Here is a 17,506-nt window from a genome sequence, read left to right as displayed (position 1 = left end):
CATGAAGATATATATTGTAGAAGGTAGTAATTCAGGGCCGGTTAACGGGCGTTTAGCTAAAGCAGAATTAGCGTTAGCGGCTAATTCTTTAAATTTTAAACTTGTTGATAATGCTGCATCAGCCGATGCTATCATTTCGGTTGGTAACGGCAATATCAGTGATAAAGCTGTTATTGGCAAAAAAGTTTATGTGGTTGATAACCTCAATGATATTTTTGCTGATCCTAAGAAAATCTTGAATGAAGCAAAAAGTAAAGCAACTGTTTATCAACAATCTGCTAATTCTGCGGCTGTTGCGACTTCAAACAATGGCCAAAAACGCATTGTAGCTGTCACTGCTTGCCCTACAGGTGTTGCGCATACATTTATGGCAGCAGAGGCGATTGAAGAAGAAGCGAAAAAACGTGGCTGGTGGTGTAAAGTTGAAACTCGTGGTTCGGTTGGAGTTGGTAATGAACTAACTCCAGAAGAGATCGCTTCTGCTGATGTGGTTATTGCTGCATGTGATATCGATGTGGATTTAAGCAAATTTGCAGGTAAAAAACTTTATCGTACCAAAACCGGTCCTGCGCTTAAAAAGACAGCTCAAGAGTTAGATAAAGCATTCCAAGAAGCAACCGTTTATCAACCATCTGCTAGTGCAACAACATCCAACAACAAAAAGAAAGGCGTTTACCAACATCTTTTAACTGGTGTGTCTTATATGTTACCAATGGTGGTTGCTGGTGGTTTGATCATCGCCCTATCATTTGCTTTTGGTGAGTTTCAAGAAGTTCTTAAATCAGTAAATGTAGTGGAAAATGGTGTTGTGGTAGTTAAAGAAAAGCTGGTTAATGAGCTTGTTGGTGAACCTCATTTAAAACAAATTGGTGATTTAGCATTCTCACTTATGGTGCCATTACTAGCTGGATATATTTCTTACTCAATTGCCGATAGACCTGGACTTGCTCCTGGCCTTGTTGGTGGTTTACTTGCCTCTACAATTGGCGCAGGTTTCCTAGGAGGTATTATTATTGGTTATTTTGCTGGTTATATGGCTGTAGCTATTACTAAATATCTACCTTTACCAAAAAGTATGGAAGCATTAAAACCAATATTAATTGTTCCTTTACTTGCTACATTAGCCACAGGTTTGCTCATGCAATTTGTAATAGGTAAACCAATCGCATCGTTAATGAATGAGCTTACTATCTGGCTTAATACGATGAATGGCACTAATGCGGTTATTTTAGGTACTTTATTAGGTGCTATGATGTGTACTGATATGGGTGGTCCAATTAACAAAGCTGCATATGCATTTGGTGTAACTATGATCTCTGAACATGTTTATGCTCCTATGGCTGCTATTATGGCCGGTGGTATGGTTCCGCCATTAGCAATGGGGTTAGCAACCTTAATTGCGCGCAAGAAATTTGCTAAAGCAGAACAAGAAAGTGGTAAAGCTTCATTAGTATTAGGTTTATGCTTCATCTCTGAAGGGGCAATTCCTTTCGCTGCTCGTGATCCATTACGTGTTATTCCTTGTTGTATTATAGGTGGGGCAATTACTGGTGGTATGGCACTGGCATTTGGTTCTACCTTAATGACGCCACATGGTGGTTTATTTGTAGTAGCAATACCTGGCGTGGTTAAACCAATTTTTGATTATTTACTATCCATTGTTGTTGGTTCAGTTATTGCGGGTGTCGCTTACGCAGTTATTAAAAAACCAGAATCAGCAGCTACCGAAATAGCTACTGCATAAAATTATGGAAACGCCATCAGAAGATGGCGTTTTTTGTTCTTGTCTTAATCTATTTTTTTACCCAACGCTGTAACTCTTTTGGGATAAAATTATCCATACTCTCTAACATTTCATCAGCAACATCTGCAACGATCAATGTTCGATAAAAACTGTCTCGGATAAAGCCTTCTTGTACTGCGTGTTCTAAAAAATTGAGCATAGGTTGCCAAAATTGACTATTTAATAAGGCAACAGGTTTTTCATGATAACCAATTTGCATACCTGTCCATACCTCAAACAGCTCTTCTAATGTCCCCGTGCCTCCAGGCATAGCAATAAAACCATCAGCTAGCTCAGTTAATCTTGCTTTACGTTGATGCATATTTTCAACAACTTCTAAACGCGTAATACCATGGTGTGCAGTTTCAGCTTTAACTAACCGCTCAGGAATAATGCCAATAACCTCACCACCATGAGCGAGAACGGCATTAGCAATAACACCCATTAGTCCTTTATTGCCACCACCATAGATTAATCGTCTATTTTGTTTGGCAATAACCATACCAAGTTGTTCCGCTGCTATACGATACTCAGGGCGATGGCCTTCACTGGCACCACAAAAAACACAAATATTTTTTTTCATTAGTTTTACTCTACTCGTTATGTCATATTATTAGTATTTTAGCATAGGATTCATTCAATTTGTTCATAAGCTGAGCAATCAAAACAAATTAATGTTTTAGAGATTGACAGAATCCTCAGAGATAGTTAATATTCTGTCCGGTAAGTGTTCCTCCATAGTTCAGTCGGTAGAACGGCGGACTGTTAATCCGTATGTCACAGGTTCAAGTCCTGTTGGAGGAGCCAATTTCAGTTTTCAAGAACCTGCTTATATAGCAGGTTTTCTTACATTTACCTTTCAATATATATACTTCGAGATCACTTTTATCTGCATAAACATTGTTAATTCACCTTTTAGCCATGCTTGAACAGCGGTATATAATTATTTTTTATAAAGCATGTTTTAGCTGGAAAGCCTTATTTTTGCAGCGTATAATTCAGGCTCCCTCCAATTAATACCAAAGTGTGAAATCAACATGAAACATAACGTAGTAATTGCAGTATTAATGGCAACTAGCTTATCTTGCGCCGCTTCAGGACATTCATCTCATTGGGGATATGAAGGTCAAGAGAAACCAGAAAACTGGGGTAAATTATCACCAGAGTATTCTACCTGTGAGAATGGTAAAAATCAGTCACCGATCAATATTGATCATGCATTAAAAACAGAGCATGAAAACTTAAAGTTCTCATTCCAACCAAGTAAACAAGAAATTATCAATAACGGGCATACAATTCAGGTTAATGTTACAGGTGATAATCAGTTAATATTAGATGAGCAAACCTTTACGTTACAACAATTCCATTTTCATAGCCCAAGTGAAAATACTATTAAAGGTAAAAGTTATCCAATGGAAGCCCACTTTGTATACAAAAATAAAGCTGGTGAGCTTACAGTGGTTGCCTTAATGTTTAATCATGGTGAAGTTAACCGCGAACTTGCCAAAATTTGGCAGCAAATGCCAGCACAAGCGGGTAATAAAGCTATTATTGAAAATACGGTAGATATCAGGGCATTATTTCCTAACACCTTAGATTATTACCGCTTTAGTGGATCACTAACAACCCCACCTTGTACAGAAGGTGTAAGATGGATTGTACTCGAACAACCAGCAATAGCCTCAGAGGAACAAATAGAAAAATTCCACTCAACCATGCATCACGACAACAATCGCCCATTACAGCCATTAAATGGTAGAGTTATTGTTGATTAATGATGATTAATTGGCTTTATTGATGTTTATTTTAAAGCCAATTTTTATATCTTAATTTGATCATCATAATAATTATATATTCGAGTAAATAGTTATTATTGATATGTACTTATCTAGGAAATTGAGAAAGAATATTTAAACTTTTTCGAGATTTAGTTATTTGTATAAATACTATTTTTATTGTTAAAATAATCATCAGGTGAATAATTGTACAAACAATTAGGTATTAATAATTTTTTTGATGGATAAAAAATGCAAATTTTCTCAAATAAAAAACAATCTCTTATTCTTTTAAAAGAGAAACCATTTAAATTAGAAAAAGAAATCCAAACATTATTTGAGAATAATTTAGATATAATTGGTAACTTAATTTTTGTAAAATCCGAATTTAGGATAAAAGATTATCGTATTGATACTTTGGCTTATGATGAAGAGTCAAAATCTTTTGTGATAATTGAATATAAACGTGATCGTAATTTAAGTGTTATTGATCAGGGTGTTACCTATTTGAACCTTATGCTCGATTATCAAGCTGATTTTATTGTTGAGTATAATGAATCCTGTCAAACTAATTTGAAGCGCAATGAAATTGATTGGTCACAAAGTAAAATTATTTTTGTGTCTCCGGCTTTCACTGATTATCAAAAACAATCAACAAATTTTAAGGATTTAGCCATTGAGCTTTGGGAAATAAAACGTTTTGAAAATGATATGATCACCATCAATCCAATCAAACGTTCTAAATCAGCGCCAAGTATTAAACAAATTCAACATCCCCAAAATTCACCTTTAGATAAAGTAACAAAAGAGTTAATTGTTTATGATGAAGATGCTCATCTGAAAGATAAAAACGATGAAGTATCAGAACTTTATGATAGTTTTAAAAATGCTATTTTAGCTTTATCTACGGATATCGAGATTTTTCCTAAAAAGTTATATATTGCCTTCAAAAAAGATAAAAATAATATTGTTTCAATACATTTACAAAATAGGTCACTAAAACTTTGGCTTAATGCTAAAAAAGGTAATCTAGATGATCCTAAAAAATTAACAAAAGACGTCTCAAATGTTGGTCATTGGGCGACAGGTGATTATGAGTTAACTGTGTCTGATACTAATAATTTAGAGTACATTATGAGTTTGGTGAAGCAGATTTTGTAAAAAATAAAATACCAAATTAATTTGATGATATATAAATACTAACAAAGAGAAATTATTGATGTCTGATTTTTACATATCAAGAAAATTAAAAGAAAATGGCAATATAATTCAACAAAATGAAGTTTTTTCATCTCAAATTAAATATAAATTTATAATTTTATTAGCTGAACCAGGTGCCGGAAAAACAGCGCTTTTATCAAATCTTGCAAAACAGTATAAAACTAAGTTTTATAGAGCAAATGTTATTAATACCAAATTATCCATTGATAAACAAAAAATACTGATAATTGATGGATTTGATGAAGTGGCTAAATTAAATGAAAAATCCGCCATTGAATCTATTTTGACAAAAATAGAAAGTATTAATCCCGATATCACTGTGTTATCAAGTAGATCTAGTGAATGGGATGATATACGTAATACACAATTGATCTGTGATTATTTAGAACTTAATCCAGAACAAATTAAAACATACTATTTATTGCCATTAGATATTGATGAACAAAGATGTTTTTTTAATTATCATTGTAAGGAAAGCAACTTTTTTGATTTCTATACGCAATTATCCATATTAGATTTGGAAACATTAATTAGTAATCCTCAATTACTATATCTTTTTATTGTAGCTTATAAAAAAGAGTTAAGTTTTGGGGCAAAATCAGATGTTTTTAATAATGCAATAAAATACCTCGCACAAGAACATAACACTAATACCCCTTTATTTGATAGATGTAAAACAGATGATTTAATAATTTTTGCAGAAGAAATTTTTACGAAAATATTACTATCAGGAGAGTCTGGTGTTAGCCTTTCAGAAAAAACGGAAATCGATAATTTTCATAATTTATTTGGTTTAAGTAAAGTTGAACCCAAAAAGATAAAACAAATTTTAGATACGGGGTTGTTTAAACAAGTAGATTCTTCATATCTTTATGAACCTATACATAGAATAGTAGCTGAATATTGTGCTGCTAATTATTTAGTTAAAAGAATAAAAAATCCAAGTGATGCGATAACATTGAATAGCTGTCTTTCCATTATTGCTCCTAATAATATTGTAAGAACCGAATTACGAGGGTTATTGGGTTGGATGGCATCACTAGGTAATGAAACCATTCAACAGGAAATAATTAAGCTCGATCCTTATGCGTGTATTGCAAATGGAGATCCATTATTACTATCACAATCTAGTAAAGATATATTAATCAATGAACTAATTAAATTAGGTAAAGAAAATCCTTTTTTTAGAGCAAGTGATTGGCATCGTAGTTTTAATTTTAAAGGTTTTATTTCACAAAGTATGGCTTCGAAGATTAAAGAAGTTATTTTAAGTAATAATATAGATTTTGATATAAAATCTTTATTGGTATCGTTAATAGAAGGCTCGGAATCAGTAGCTTTATTTCAGGACGAACTTATTACATTATTAATGAATTTAGATGAATCTGCTTATATTAGAAGAACTGCTTTGGAAGCATTAATCAGAGATTCAAATAATAATTGGCCTTTTCTATCTATTTTCCAACGTTTAGTTAAACGTTGCGGAGAATATGATTTACAATATGCTTCTACTATTACAGAAAAATTTGGTTTTCATACTATTGGCGAAGAAAATGTAATCCATCTTTTTAAAAAATTAGCTGACCTTTATCCCAAAAAAGAAAGCAGAAAAATAGTTATAGGTGAACGATATTTTATTTATAAATTAATACAATCATTTAGTTTAGAGCATATAACAAATTTGCTTGATGCTTTAACGCCAACTATTAAATGTATTTGCCATTCGAAAGAAGAGTATAAATGCCAATGTAAAGTAGGGATTAGTAAAATCATTGGGCATTTATTGGATCGTTATTTTGAATTGGTAGATGATAATTATAATGCACATAAATTGGCTTTGTGGTTAAAAGAATTAAGATATACACAAACAGCCAAAGCAAGTAACAGCGTAAGCGTAACAACACTTTTATCTAATCCGATTTTAAAATATAACATTTATATCAATTTGATTAAATTAGAATGTTTTAGTTATTTTTATCATATAGCTAAATATCGAATAGTTCATTCAGGAATAATTCTAGATTTTGAAGACCGCATTAAACTTCTAGATTATGCTTTCAATTCAAATAATATTGAAATATGGGGGCTTTTATTTTTTCCTCATGATCATTCTTGGTATCAAAATAATAAAGAACAACAAATAAGTTATAGAAGAAATTTACGTCAACAAGCATTACAAAATGACGCTTTTATGAAGATATGGGCTAAAGATGTTGCTTATAGAAAGAGTAAGAAGAAAGATAAAACAACAGCTAGTTTAAAAAAATTAGCTAGAAAATCAAAACGAGCTGAAAAAAGAAATTTAGCTCGTTTTGAGCATAATAAAGAATATCTAGATAAGAATGAATCTATTATTCATAACGGAAAAGATTGGGGCTGGTTAACATTTTTTGCTAAGGGTTATTTAATTGATAGACAAAAAATTATTAAATATAAAGATATAAAATTTATTGAAGAAGTACTTATTAATGGCTTACAACTTCTTAAGTCAAAATTGCCATCTTTAGAAAAATTATCATTGTACTATATGTTACCTAATGAGTTTCGTAATTCAATAATAATTCTTTTTGCAACTAGTTATGTTATTTTTAAAAAAAATAGAAATTTAAATCAAATATCGAAAGAATATTTGATTTTATTGATGTTAGAACATAATTTTTATTTTTGTGAAATAGATAAAAATGAGAAAAATTTATTTACTAATGAAATAAAAAAGACATTATTTCAATCTAATGCAGATAAAGAATTATTTATTCAACGATATATGGTTCCTCAATTTATTTATTACCATGAAAGCATACTTTCGTTAAGCTGGTTGTTAAATATGGATGGTTGGGAAGCTATAAACATTAGATATTGTATCGAGTGGATTCAATTGTATCCTAGAATGAATATAGATAATTTAAAGGTGATATTTACTTTTTTATGTAAGAATCATGAAGAAAATAAACTTATTACCATCATTGATGAAAAAATTAAAAACTTCCTAATTACGAATGATGATATTATTGGACCACCAACACAAAATAGCTTAACTGAAAAGAAATTTTGGTTTGAAGCTGCTTTCTTTTTTTTAAATGATGATATTGATGAAGTTTGGTGTTATTTAAAGCAAGAACCAGAAACAATAATTTTATTTTATAATTTGGTATCTCGTTGGACTGATTATAAAGAAAATTGGCCTACATTAACGGCAAAGAAAATTTATAAAATACTAGATTATTTTATAGATGTTTGTGTGCCAACCGAAGAAACTCAAGCTTGGTCTAGTGATAATACCAAAGAAGAAAAAGAATATAGTACATTAGTAGCTTTAATAAAATATATAGATAAGGATTACAAAAATTGCTTTGATATTTTTAATAAACTATTAATAGATCCCCGCTTTGAAAAACTACATAAATATATTCTTCATCATCGCTATGAAGCTAAGAAAAATCTAATTTTGAATAATTATTTACCTCCTAAGATACAAGATATAACCGATTTTTTCGATAATAATAAAATTGTTAGTGTAGAAGGTTTGCGAGCCTATTTAATTGAAAAATTGAAATGTTATCAGAAAGAATTAATAGGCCTTGAAACTAATCCTGTCAATGTTTTCTATCATTTAGATCAAAGAGTTGATGAAAATACTGCGCGTGATAGGATTGTTGACTGGCTTAGACCTTATTTAGCTCCTTTAGATATCATACTCAATATTGAGGCTTATATGAGTCAGAATAATCGGTGTGATTTTACCGCGACATTATCTATAAATGGACAAGAACATTTACTGGTTATTGAAGTAAAAGGTCAATGGCACCCTAATCTCTATACTGCAGCGTCAGAACAATTATATGAACGTTATTCTATACATCCCAATGCGGAGGAACAAGGTATATATCTTGTTCTTTGGTTTGGTGAACAAGAAAAAGTAGCAAACAAAAAAAATCATTCGATAAATAATGCTCAAGAATTAAAAGTAAGCATACAAGAAAAAATGCCAAAAGAACTTGATGGAAAGATAGACATTTTTGTTTTGGATGTTTCTAAATAATAATTTTCAGAACTTCAATATTAATTCACCAAATGACTTAGGCTAACTAATATTGAATTATTGGCATGAAATTTTGCGTTTTTGTTCCAATGAGATAAATGCACGTGCATTTCTGAGGACAGATATAGTCCGTGTGTAGTAGGTTTTTATAAATGTTTTATTTTAAGTTATTATTTAGGAGTGGAGGTTATAAAAGGCTTTTGAATCCTTTTCAGTAAATAATTCATTTTTTATATTTGTTATCATACCCCATTTTTACTCCCAGAATAAAAAGTGACCCTTAAAATTGGGTATTTTTGATACTCTCTTATTTTAGAGTTTTTTACCAGCATTGATTAACTTTTATAATTTAATGTTTTTTAGCCGTATAAGCTTGTACTGCAATTTTTATGACGCTAATTGGTCTAACATTGCCTTCGGTAAAAGAGAAAGTTTTATTAGGAGCAAATTTATTCATCATTATTTGTAACGCCTCTATTTTGGTCGATGGTTCTTCAATAAAGGTTGCATGCCCATTGCCGATAACACTGGCATAATCGAAGGAATATTTGCAGGCTTTTTCATTAGTGATTAATTGATGCCCTGTATCTAGCTCAAAGCTAACTAAAGGATTTTGTCTGAGTAGTTCAACTTTAGTTCCCACTTTAGCCCCATGAATATAAAAAATAAACTGATTATTTGCTGTTAGTTCATAACAAAAATTGACAGGAACAATATACGGAAAATCGCCATTATTCATCGCTAAACGAATAACATCAGTATGCTCTAAAATATCGATCACTTCATCAAGATTAGTTATTTCTCTATCTTTGCGTCTCATAAATATCCTTTTTTATGTCATAGATAATTTAGTTTAAAGTAACAAAAGCGCTAACTTATTAATACTTTTGTTATTATTACGCCTTATATTAAATCTAAATTGAAATTTTCACAAAATTTAAAACCATGCTAAAACTTAAGTTATTCAGTAAATATTATTTTTAATGGTTTAATTTATTTTATATTAGTCGATATATAACTTCATCTTCAAATAAACCATGGTCTTTATCGTTTGGTTAAATATATTTTTAAAGGAATTAAAAGAAAATTACTAAATAGTGGATGACAGGATTTGGAGAGCGTTATCGATTTGGTAATTGTTCAATTATAAGGAAAATATGTTATTTTTTCGTGATCTAATTTTAGCGTCATTGGGGGGAGTTGAACTGATTTTGGAGGGATAAAAGATGATTTAGATGATGCCGTTTTATAGTTTTCTTTGTGATAAATGTAAATTAGTTGTTTATTTGCATGGACAAAAACCCTCAGATTTTATATTGTTTTTCGATTAAATGATATTGAAGAAATATCTTAATTTGTGATTTAGTTCACAGAAACAGTTGATTACTGCTAGATTTTTGTTATGTAGCTTAATTTTTGCGAGCAGTATCGTAAAATTCCTGTATATTATTTATATTGTTTAGCATGAAAGTGTAGTTGATGGTTTCAACTTTAAACACTTTTGCATAACAATAGAATTTAAAATCACTCATGTTAAATGCCAAACATCAGGTGAATCTTTAGTGATTCATAATGGTCTAGCCCGTTGTGCTATTTATTATTGCGGACGTGATAAAAGGTGGTAGAAGCTAAAAAGTAGCTTTAAATAGCTTGAGGTTGATGTGCAAATTGGTAGTGAGATCATGGAGAAATTAGACTAGGATGTTAAAGGAGACAGTTTTTCTTATCTAAAATCAAAGAAAATGATTTGCCAGATAAGAATGATAATTATACAAAGTCACATTATAGGAAAGTTATAGCCTTATTATTGAATGTAAAGCATTATATAGGGATTAGTAAATGATTAAGTGTGCATTAATTTATGATTTCGATGGAACGTTAGCCGAAGGCGATTGCGCTCAGCATGGCCTTATGCCTGCATTAGGTATTACTGATATAGACAACTTTTGGGCTGAAGTAAAACAACGCGCCAAACAAGATGATGGTGATGAAATACTTGCTTATCTTGGACTCTTAGCAGAAAAAGCCAATCAACTTGGTTCAGATGAATTAAGTGAAGATAATTTAAAAAAACATGGTAAATCAATTCCTCTTTTTCCCGGTGTTAATACGTGGTTCGAGCGTATTAATCAATATGCAACGGCTAATCAGATAGAACTACACCATTACATCATTTCAAGTGGTTTAGATGCGATGATCCGTGGTACAGAAATTGGTCATCAATTTAGCCAAATTTATGCCTGTAAATATCATTATTCCCCGAATGGAAAACAGGTTATTTGGCCAGCGCAAGCGATAAACTATACAACCAAAACCCAATTTTTATTTCGAATTAACAAAGGCATCTTAAATTCCTGGAACAATACTGAAGTTAATAAATTTATTGAGTTAGAAGAACGAGATATCCCTTTTGAACGAATGATCTATTTTGGTGATGGTGATACCGATATTCCATCAATGAAAATGGTTAGATACCAAGGCGGGTTTTCCTTGGCGGTGTTTGATGAGGAAAAATGGAAGGAACAGCTTACACAAGAAAAAGTTGAAAAACTTATTGCTGAAGAACGAGCTAATTATGTTGTTCCTGCTAATTATCAGCAAGGTAGTCAGTTAGAAGTTACAGTAAGAGGTTTACTGCAATTGTTTAAACGTAAACAATAAGGTTAAACGATTTTCTTCTTAATGGAATATATTCCCTATTAAAAGGACTGAAAGCAATGATTTCTATCTATATGAATGGCGAAAATAAAACCAAGCAAATCAGCGACTGGTCTCTCTACTATGATAATAAAGATCAAGAACTCAAACTCACTAGCCATTTTCCTTCTGGCAAAAAATATACTCAGCCGTTATCACAATGCCAAGTGAATCCATTTGAGCAAATAAAGGGCAATCTTCTTATTGTTAAGGATAAATCGAAAATAGATTGGATTGAAAAAGCTGAAAGTTATGGGCGAAAGTATACAGTTGTCTATTATCCTAACAATTCCCGACCCTACGTTATGCTTAGTGAGAATATTCAGATTGTATCTGAGACCAATCTTAAAAATGAAGATATTTTTCACTACTTTACGCAAGTAGCGCAAGCTCGTATTGAACATGCCGATGAGCACAATAAAAGTATTGCCGAAAATGTGTTACGACAACTGGATAAAATCACTCCCCATCCTGATACGGTGCTTCATGCTTATTGTAGTGTAACAAACCAAAAACGCCAGCCTCCTCAACATCTTATTTATCCTTTTGGAATTAATGAAAGTCAGTTAAAAGCAGTAAAACAAGCTTTCGCTTCACAAATCAGTATTATTGAAGGCCCGCCAGGAACCGGCAAAACCCAAACTATTTTAAATATTGTGGCGAATATTTTGATAAATAATCGCACGGTTGCTATTTTATCCAATAACAATTCTGCGGTAGAAAATGTCTATGAAAAATTAGCTAAAGATCAACTTGATTATCTGGTTGCTAAATTAGGCAGTAGTGATAAACGAAAAAACTTCTTTGACGGTGAACTAGAACTGAGTCTTGAAAAACAAGAGCAAACAATAACTTTACAAAGAATAAGCGAGCTTTCAAATACATTAGTCGAACATCTCCAAGCACAGAACCAAGTTGCTTTCTTGCAAGCGCAAATTGATGAATTGACTATTGAAAAGGGCTATTTACAACAGAGCCAAAGTGAAAACTTATTGTCTGACGCCCAGCTACTAAGTAAATATCAGTTTTCCAAAGAGAAAATTACCGACTTATTGGCTTATTTAAATTACCTTGATCAACGTCGGATTACATTTAAAGACCGCATACAACTTCTGCTTAATTTTAATATAATACGCACAAAATTCATTAGTAATTGGCAAAAGCGTCAAGCAATTTTTAATCTTTTACAGTTGGCTTATTATGATCAGCAGTTGAATGAAAAAAACAACCTACTTAAACGCTATCAAGAGCGACTTGAACAAAATCAATTTCACTCGTTATTGGCTGATTTAACCCGTTTTTCAATGCAATATTTGAAAGCGCATCTTTCACAAACCATCGACCTTAAAGCGACCTTTACCGACAAAGACTATCAACCACGTTTTAGTGAATTTACTAAACGTTTTCCAATTATAGGTAGTAGTACTCATTCCATTATCAACTCTTTGGGGCAAGGTGCCTTAATAGACTACTTAATTATTGATGAAGCTTCACAGCAAGATATTATTCCCGGTATTCTTGGTTTGGGCTGTGCAAAGAATGTGATTATTGTCGGCGATCGTAAACAGCTACCTCATGTACCTACCAAACTAGATATCAAACCACCTCATGAATATTATGATTGTGAAAAATATAGTTTACTTGACTCCTTTATTGGCTTATTTCAAGACAAAATCCCTATCACTTTACTGAAAGAGCATTATCGTTGTCATCCGAAAATCATTCAGTTTTGTAATAAGCAATTTTACAATGATCAGCTTATTCCAATGACCAAAGATAATGGAGAACAAGCGCTCACATTAATTGTTACCGCACCGGGTAATCACACAAGAAATTTAACGAATTTGCGAGAACTTGACTCTCTCAATAAAGTAGGTTGGCAAGATTTTACAGAAGAAAACACCGGTTTTATTGCGCCCTACAATAACCAAATTGATTTATCGCAAGAACATTTGCCATCCGGTATTATCAAAGCTACAACGCATAAATTTCAGGGTAGAGAGTGTGATAATATTATTTTTTCTACTGTATTGGATAAAAAGCTCAGCAGCCAACAACAGCTCAATTTTGTTGATGATCCCAATTTAATTAACGTAGCTGTTTCGCGGGCTAAAAATAGGTTTATGCTTGTCACGGGTAATGATGTCTTCACCAAAAATAACCAGAGTATTGCCGCCTTAATTCGTTATATTAACTATTATGCGGATAACGATCATATTTACCAAAGTCCGGTTATTTCGGCTTTTGATTTACTTTATCAAGATTACGATAAGTCGTTAGAGGTTCTTAACTCACGGTTAAGAAAACATGACTCAAAATATAAATCCGAACGGATTATAGCCCAATTACTGCGTGATATATTGAAAGAAAATACTTATCAAACCATGATATACCATCAACAAGTTCTTTTAGAACAGCTGGTTTCAAAAAACAACAACAGCTTTACCGAGCTTGAACTTGAATATATGCACCATAAAGCCAGTTGTGATTTTGTTCTCTATTTCAAAACCGGTAAATACCCTATAGCAGTGGTTGAAGTGGATGGCGATGATCACAATAAACCAGAGCAAAGGAAACGAGATCAGCTGAAGAATGCCATTCTTGATAAAGCAGGTGTGCCTTTATTACGACTTAAAACTATTGAAAGTCAAATAGAAGAGAAAATAAAGCAGTTTCTAAATCAAAGTATGGTGGTTGAAAGAGAGAAATTTACGGGGTATTAGAGCTGAATAGCGAATCGATTTTAAATGGATTTTGGAGGTTTTTCATCTTATATAATTACTTATAGAACCTCTTCAATAAAACACTTAATGGAACAGGAGATATTCGATGAATATTTTGTCAAAGGTATTCTCTCATATTCTTCAAAACTATATAGAGATAGTTTTAATTTAAATATAGCTATTAATATTTAGCTAAAAATTGAACCATTTCCTTGTTATTCAATAAAGTATAGAATCTTTTCGCTAGAAATTTAATTTTATCATATTGTTTTTTTTCACACAGTTGTTCTTTAGGATAATAACAATTAGGTTCTTCATATCTTGCAAAGTAGTCATAATAGATAAATAGCCAATATTTCGTTATTTTATGAAAATATTTATTGTCCAAATCAATGTATTTAAATACAAAACTTGAAAGAAGGAAATCAATATCATTCAAATTATTGCTTGATATAATTTTTTGAATCAAAAGCTTTAAGACAATTAGACTGCTATAATTAATATCAGGTATAGCAATATTTTTTTTTGCAAGATATCTTTTTAAATATGTAATAACTTCATCACTATCAATTTGCTTATCAAGTCCTAAAGACGCAATAATCAAAAGTATTTCGGAATCATTATTTTGCATAACTTGCTTTTCAGCCCAATTAATTACTAACTCATTAGAGTAAAAATGTTCTGATGAAGATCCATAATACAGATTAAATTTATATAATGATAAAATTTCATCGAGAGATAAATTACTAAATTTTAGCTCCATTTACTGATAAAAATACTCCCATATCTTTAATACTATTTTTCACTATTTTAAATGCGATAGAATTTATGGTTGCTGTAAGATTGTTATTTTTTAACGTTATTGGATTTAAGAATTTATATTATGTCGCATGGACTTTTCTATTTATTTTGTAGCAACTTCTTCTGAAATTTTATACATCTAATCAAAATGTGTTAATTAGAGTTAAACATACTATATCAGGCAACCATCTTTATGGTTAAAGAATAATTCCAATTATTAAATAAATCCTTATTACAGCAATAAGTATTAATTATTTATTACTAAAGTTAAAAGTGGAGAATCATCAATTAGATATGGTAGAATTTATTCATATCACTATATTACTATCAATTAAACATTAAACTATAACTAAAAAGATTAAATAGAATGGCAATCATATATGGGTATATCTCCTCATCCGCCGCTGATGACAAAGCTTTAAGTGATTTTAATAAGGCAGTCTTACAACGACTTCCTCAATATGGTTCTTATATTTGTCGGGATATGTTTGCAATGTTACCTTTTGACAATAGAGCGCTTTGTAAATATTCGCATATTATTCATTTTGCTGCTGAATATGATGAAATGTATGTTATGCCGGATGATTGGTTAGAAGAGTTTGAAAGTTTATTATCCCAATTATATTGGAATCATGTTAATGTAATTGAAACTTATTCAGGAAACCGTTTTGTATGGCGAGCAGATGAATGTGGTTTAGAAAAAATAAGCGCCATAACGAAATGGAATAGGATTGCCTTTGAATCCTATCATTATTTAAAGGAAATTGAATATTAGTTTATAATTAATTATTAGCTATATATCTAATAAATTATAATATTTTTAGTAGCGCAATTTATTGTGTATAAGAAGATAAGTAATTCACCGTCAAATACAGAATCGTTTTATATTTTGGATTGATCTTTTTTAAAGTAGTTATAAGAATGCTGAAAATTAAATCGGTGAATGTGAAGAATTGCGTGATAATGTACTGGTACAGGCTTATTACGCAACAAGCTCACCATATAAATGAATATTCACCTAATGCCACCTCACGAAAAATAAATCAAATTGATGCAATTTTTTATTCAATTAATAAATAATATCACTCTCATATTTTGATTTAATTGGTATCTTATCCTGAAGTAAAACTGAAAAGATAGATATAGTGAAACTCTGTCTCCAAAAAATATCCCAAGTCTTTCATAAAATTGTCAGGATTATCGACAAGCTCAAATAAAGATATCAAAGGAAACTCGTCCGTTATATTGTTGATGAAATCTGAATCTTCATCAAGATGCATGCAATACAAATAATTAGCAAACTGTTTTGCTGTTATAGGGGAGGTAGGGTAGTAAACTTGATTATACTTTTTCTGACTACAAACTATTATCGCCATACAAACCTGCTTGAGTATAAACAGAAAACAATTTCCTATTCACTCAATGCCAACATTGGAAAATTAACGTAATTTATCCATTGCAATTAACAAGCAAGTTCAACATTCAAACGCTAATAATCGTTTTATAGTTAAGTTGATAGAGCCAATTACATGTGGTATATATCTCGGTTATTATTAGTTAATTTTGACTCTGTTATAAAAAATCATTAAATCAGAGAGTTAAATATCGATTAACTTAAATAGAAAGTTTCTATGCTAATTCATTTTGCGTTCTGACTGATGTTTTAATAGCTAGCGAAAGCAATGGTTGCTACCGTCTTATGTAGTTTTGATGATGAAATAGAGGAGTTACTAGATGGAACTATTAAATGAAAAAGAGCTCTATGCTGCGCTTTCAGATCTATTTGTTGATAACCAAGCAGATTATAACCATATTGCCTCGGTAGTAAAATTATATCCAATATCCTATGTTGAACATGTGTTATTTTATTACGTGGCGCCTGCTTGTCATTACAATACGATCGGACCAGTGCCACCAGTTTGGTCGTTTTTTGATGAAGATGACTTAATGAGTGCAATAGATGACATCAAAAAAAAACAAAATCGCCCCATTCATAAAATCAAAATGCGTATTTTTGCTTTCTATCTTAAGTTTAGATTTAAACATGAATGGCAAAAAGTAAAGGACTTATTATGATTATTATTGCGTTTAAATCTTATGTAAACAGCGTCTATAGTATCTGCTTAAATTTATAATATATTCTGTAGAAGAGATAGATTAACGATAGAATCGTGCGGCTAAAAAATCACCAGTTTGCATTATATTTACTTGGATTAGTTTAGTTGGGACATGAGTAAACAAGGCATTCTTTATTAATTACTGGTTTCAATTGATTGCAACAGAAAATATCAGCAGGTGATCCGTTAATAGTGTGAACCGCATCAAAGGTATACCATTTTTTAGTTATAGTGCATCAATATAACTATTCCTATACCTAAAAATTTTGCTGATAAATGTATCTTACTGGTGCTTAATGAATAACAAAATAGGCTTTACGCCTTGTAATTATTGATTTTGATGAGCTGGT

General features: G+C 31.3%; 11 protein-coding genes and 1 tRNA gene. 9 read left to right on the top strand and 3 right to left on the bottom strand.

The annotated features are described in order from the left end of the window. Position 1: 1 nt before the first annotated feature. On the top strand, positions 2–1,744 hold the full coding sequence (gene fruA / locus DKK79_RS11640; RefSeq protein ID WP_110424232.1) for a PTS fructose transporter subunit IIBC: 1,743 nt from the start codon (positions 2–4) through the stop codon (positions 1,742–1,744). 49 nt (positions 1,745–1,793) lie between these two features. Here fruA and DKK79_RS11635 read toward each other — a convergent pair whose 3' ends face one another. After that, positions 1,794–2,366, bottom strand: coding sequence for an LOG family protein (locus tag DKK79_RS11635; protein WP_110424231.1), 573 nt, complete (start codon positions 2,364–2,366; stop codon positions 1,794–1,796). Positions 2,367–2,514: 148 nt separating this feature from the next. On the opposite strand from DKK79_RS11635, the gene DKK79_RS11630 reads away from it, so the two are divergent. The 4 genes from DKK79_RS11630 (at position 2,515) to DKK79_RS11615 (ending at position 8,818) form a co-directional block, all read left to right on the top strand. Further along, positions 2,515–2,590 (top strand) — tRNA-Asn (locus DKK79_RS11630). A 230-nt stretch (positions 2,591–2,820) separates the two neighbouring features. Next, complete coding sequence (locus DKK79_RS11625) at positions 2,821–3,558, top strand: carbonic anhydrase (protein WP_110424230.1); 738 nt, start codon at positions 2,821–2,823, stop codon at positions 3,556–3,558. Positions 3,559–3,810: 252 nt separating this feature from the next. Then, entirely contained in the window at positions 3,811–4,719 is a 909-nt protein-coding gene (locus DKK79_RS11620; protein WP_110424229.1) for a DUF5655 domain-containing protein, read from the top strand. Positions 4,720–4,777: 58 nt separating this feature from the next. Continuing rightward, positions 4,778–8,818, top strand: coding sequence for an NACHT domain-containing protein (locus DKK79_RS11615; RefSeq protein WP_110424228.1), 4,041 nt, complete (start codon positions 4,778–4,780; stop codon positions 8,816–8,818). A 349-nt stretch (positions 8,819–9,167) separates the two neighbouring features. On the opposite strand, the gene DKK79_RS11610 is transcribed toward DKK79_RS11615, so the two are convergent. Continuing rightward, positions 9,168–9,638 carry a pyridoxamine 5'-phosphate oxidase family protein gene (locus tag DKK79_RS11610; protein WP_110424227.1) on the bottom strand — a complete coding sequence of 157 codons (471 nt, stop codon included), beginning with the start codon at positions 9,636–9,638 and terminating at the stop codon, positions 9,168–9,170. 1,022 nt (positions 9,639–10,660) lie between these two features. On the opposite strand from DKK79_RS11610, the gene DKK79_RS11605 reads away from it, so the two are divergent. Next, positions 10,661–11,479, top strand: a complete 819-nt coding sequence (locus DKK79_RS11605) for a haloacid dehalogenase-like hydrolase (RefSeq protein ID WP_375537985.1) — start codon at positions 10,661–10,663, stop codon at positions 11,477–11,479. A 56-nt stretch (positions 11,480–11,535) separates the two neighbouring features. Further along, positions 11,536–14,238: an AAA domain-containing protein gene (locus tag DKK79_RS11600; protein WP_110424225.1), complete on the top strand. Its 2,703-nt coding sequence runs from the start codon at positions 11,536–11,538 to the stop codon at positions 14,236–14,238. Positions 14,239–14,419: 181 nt separating this feature from the next. Here the strand turns inward: DKK79_RS11600 and DKK79_RS11595 are convergent, their stop codons facing one another. Further along, complete coding sequence (locus tag DKK79_RS11595) at positions 14,420–15,001, bottom strand: hypothetical protein (RefSeq protein ID WP_110424224.1); 582 nt, start codon at positions 14,999–15,001, stop codon at positions 14,420–14,422. A 405-nt stretch (positions 15,002–15,406) separates the two neighbouring features. Here DKK79_RS11595 and DKK79_RS11590 point away from each other — a divergent pair, with 405 nt between their 5' ends. Both DKK79_RS11590 and DKK79_RS11580 read left to right on the top strand, forming a co-directional pair. Further along, positions 15,407–15,814, top strand: a complete 408-nt coding sequence (locus DKK79_RS11590) for a hypothetical protein (protein WP_110424223.1) — start codon at positions 15,407–15,409, stop codon at positions 15,812–15,814. 959 nt (positions 15,815–16,773) lie between these two features. After that, a complete protein-coding gene (locus DKK79_RS11580; RefSeq protein WP_034884073.1) occupies positions 16,774–17,115 on the top strand; it encodes a DUF7079 family protein in 342 nt (113 codons plus the stop codon). The last annotated feature ends 391 nt before the right edge of the window (positions 17,116–17,506 follow it).

Source organism: Gilliamella apicola (genome assembly GCF_003202915.1).
GTDB classification, from domain to species: Bacteria; Pseudomonadota; Gammaproteobacteria; order Enterobacterales; family Orbaceae; genus Gilliamella; species Gilliamella apicola_Q.
This window is presented reverse-complemented; position numbering and strand designations above follow the sequence as displayed.

What these genes read in the sequence shown, in the direction of transcription:
- fruA (WP_110424232.1), top strand. Translation starts at nt 2, where the DNA reads ATGAAGATATATATTGTAGAAGGTAGTAATTCAGGGCCGGTTAACGGG.
- DKK79_RS11635 (WP_110424231.1), bottom strand. Translation starts at nt 2,366, where the DNA reads ATGAAAAAAAATATTTGTGTTTTTTGTGGTGCCAGTGAAGGCCATCGC.
- DKK79_RS11625 (WP_110424230.1), top strand. Translation starts at nt 2,821, where the DNA reads ATGAAACATAACGTAGTAATTGCAGTATTAATGGCAACTAGCTTATCT.
- DKK79_RS11620 (WP_110424229.1), top strand. Translation starts at nt 3,811, where the DNA reads ATGCAAATTTTCTCAAATAAAAAACAATCTCTTATTCTTTTAAAAGAG.
- DKK79_RS11615 (WP_110424228.1), top strand. Translation starts at nt 4,778, where the DNA reads ATGTCTGATTTTTACATATCAAGAAAATTAAAAGAAAATGGCAATATA.
- DKK79_RS11610 (WP_110424227.1), bottom strand. Translation starts at nt 9,638, where the DNA reads ATGAGACGCAAAGATAGAGAAATAACTAATCTTGATGAAGTGATCGAT.
- DKK79_RS11600 (WP_110424225.1), top strand. Translation starts at nt 11,536, where the DNA reads ATGATTTCTATCTATATGAATGGCGAAAATAAAACCAAGCAAATCAGC.
- DKK79_RS11595 (WP_110424224.1), bottom strand. Translation starts at nt 15,001, where the DNA reads ATGGAGCTAAAATTTAGTAATTTATCTCTCGATGAAATTTTATCATTA.
- DKK79_RS11590 (WP_110424223.1), top strand. Translation starts at nt 15,407, where the DNA reads ATGGCAATCATATATGGGTATATCTCCTCATCCGCCGCTGATGACAAA.
- DKK79_RS11580 (WP_034884073.1), top strand. Translation starts at nt 16,774, where the DNA reads ATGGAACTATTAAATGAAAAAGAGCTCTATGCTGCGCTTTCAGATCTA.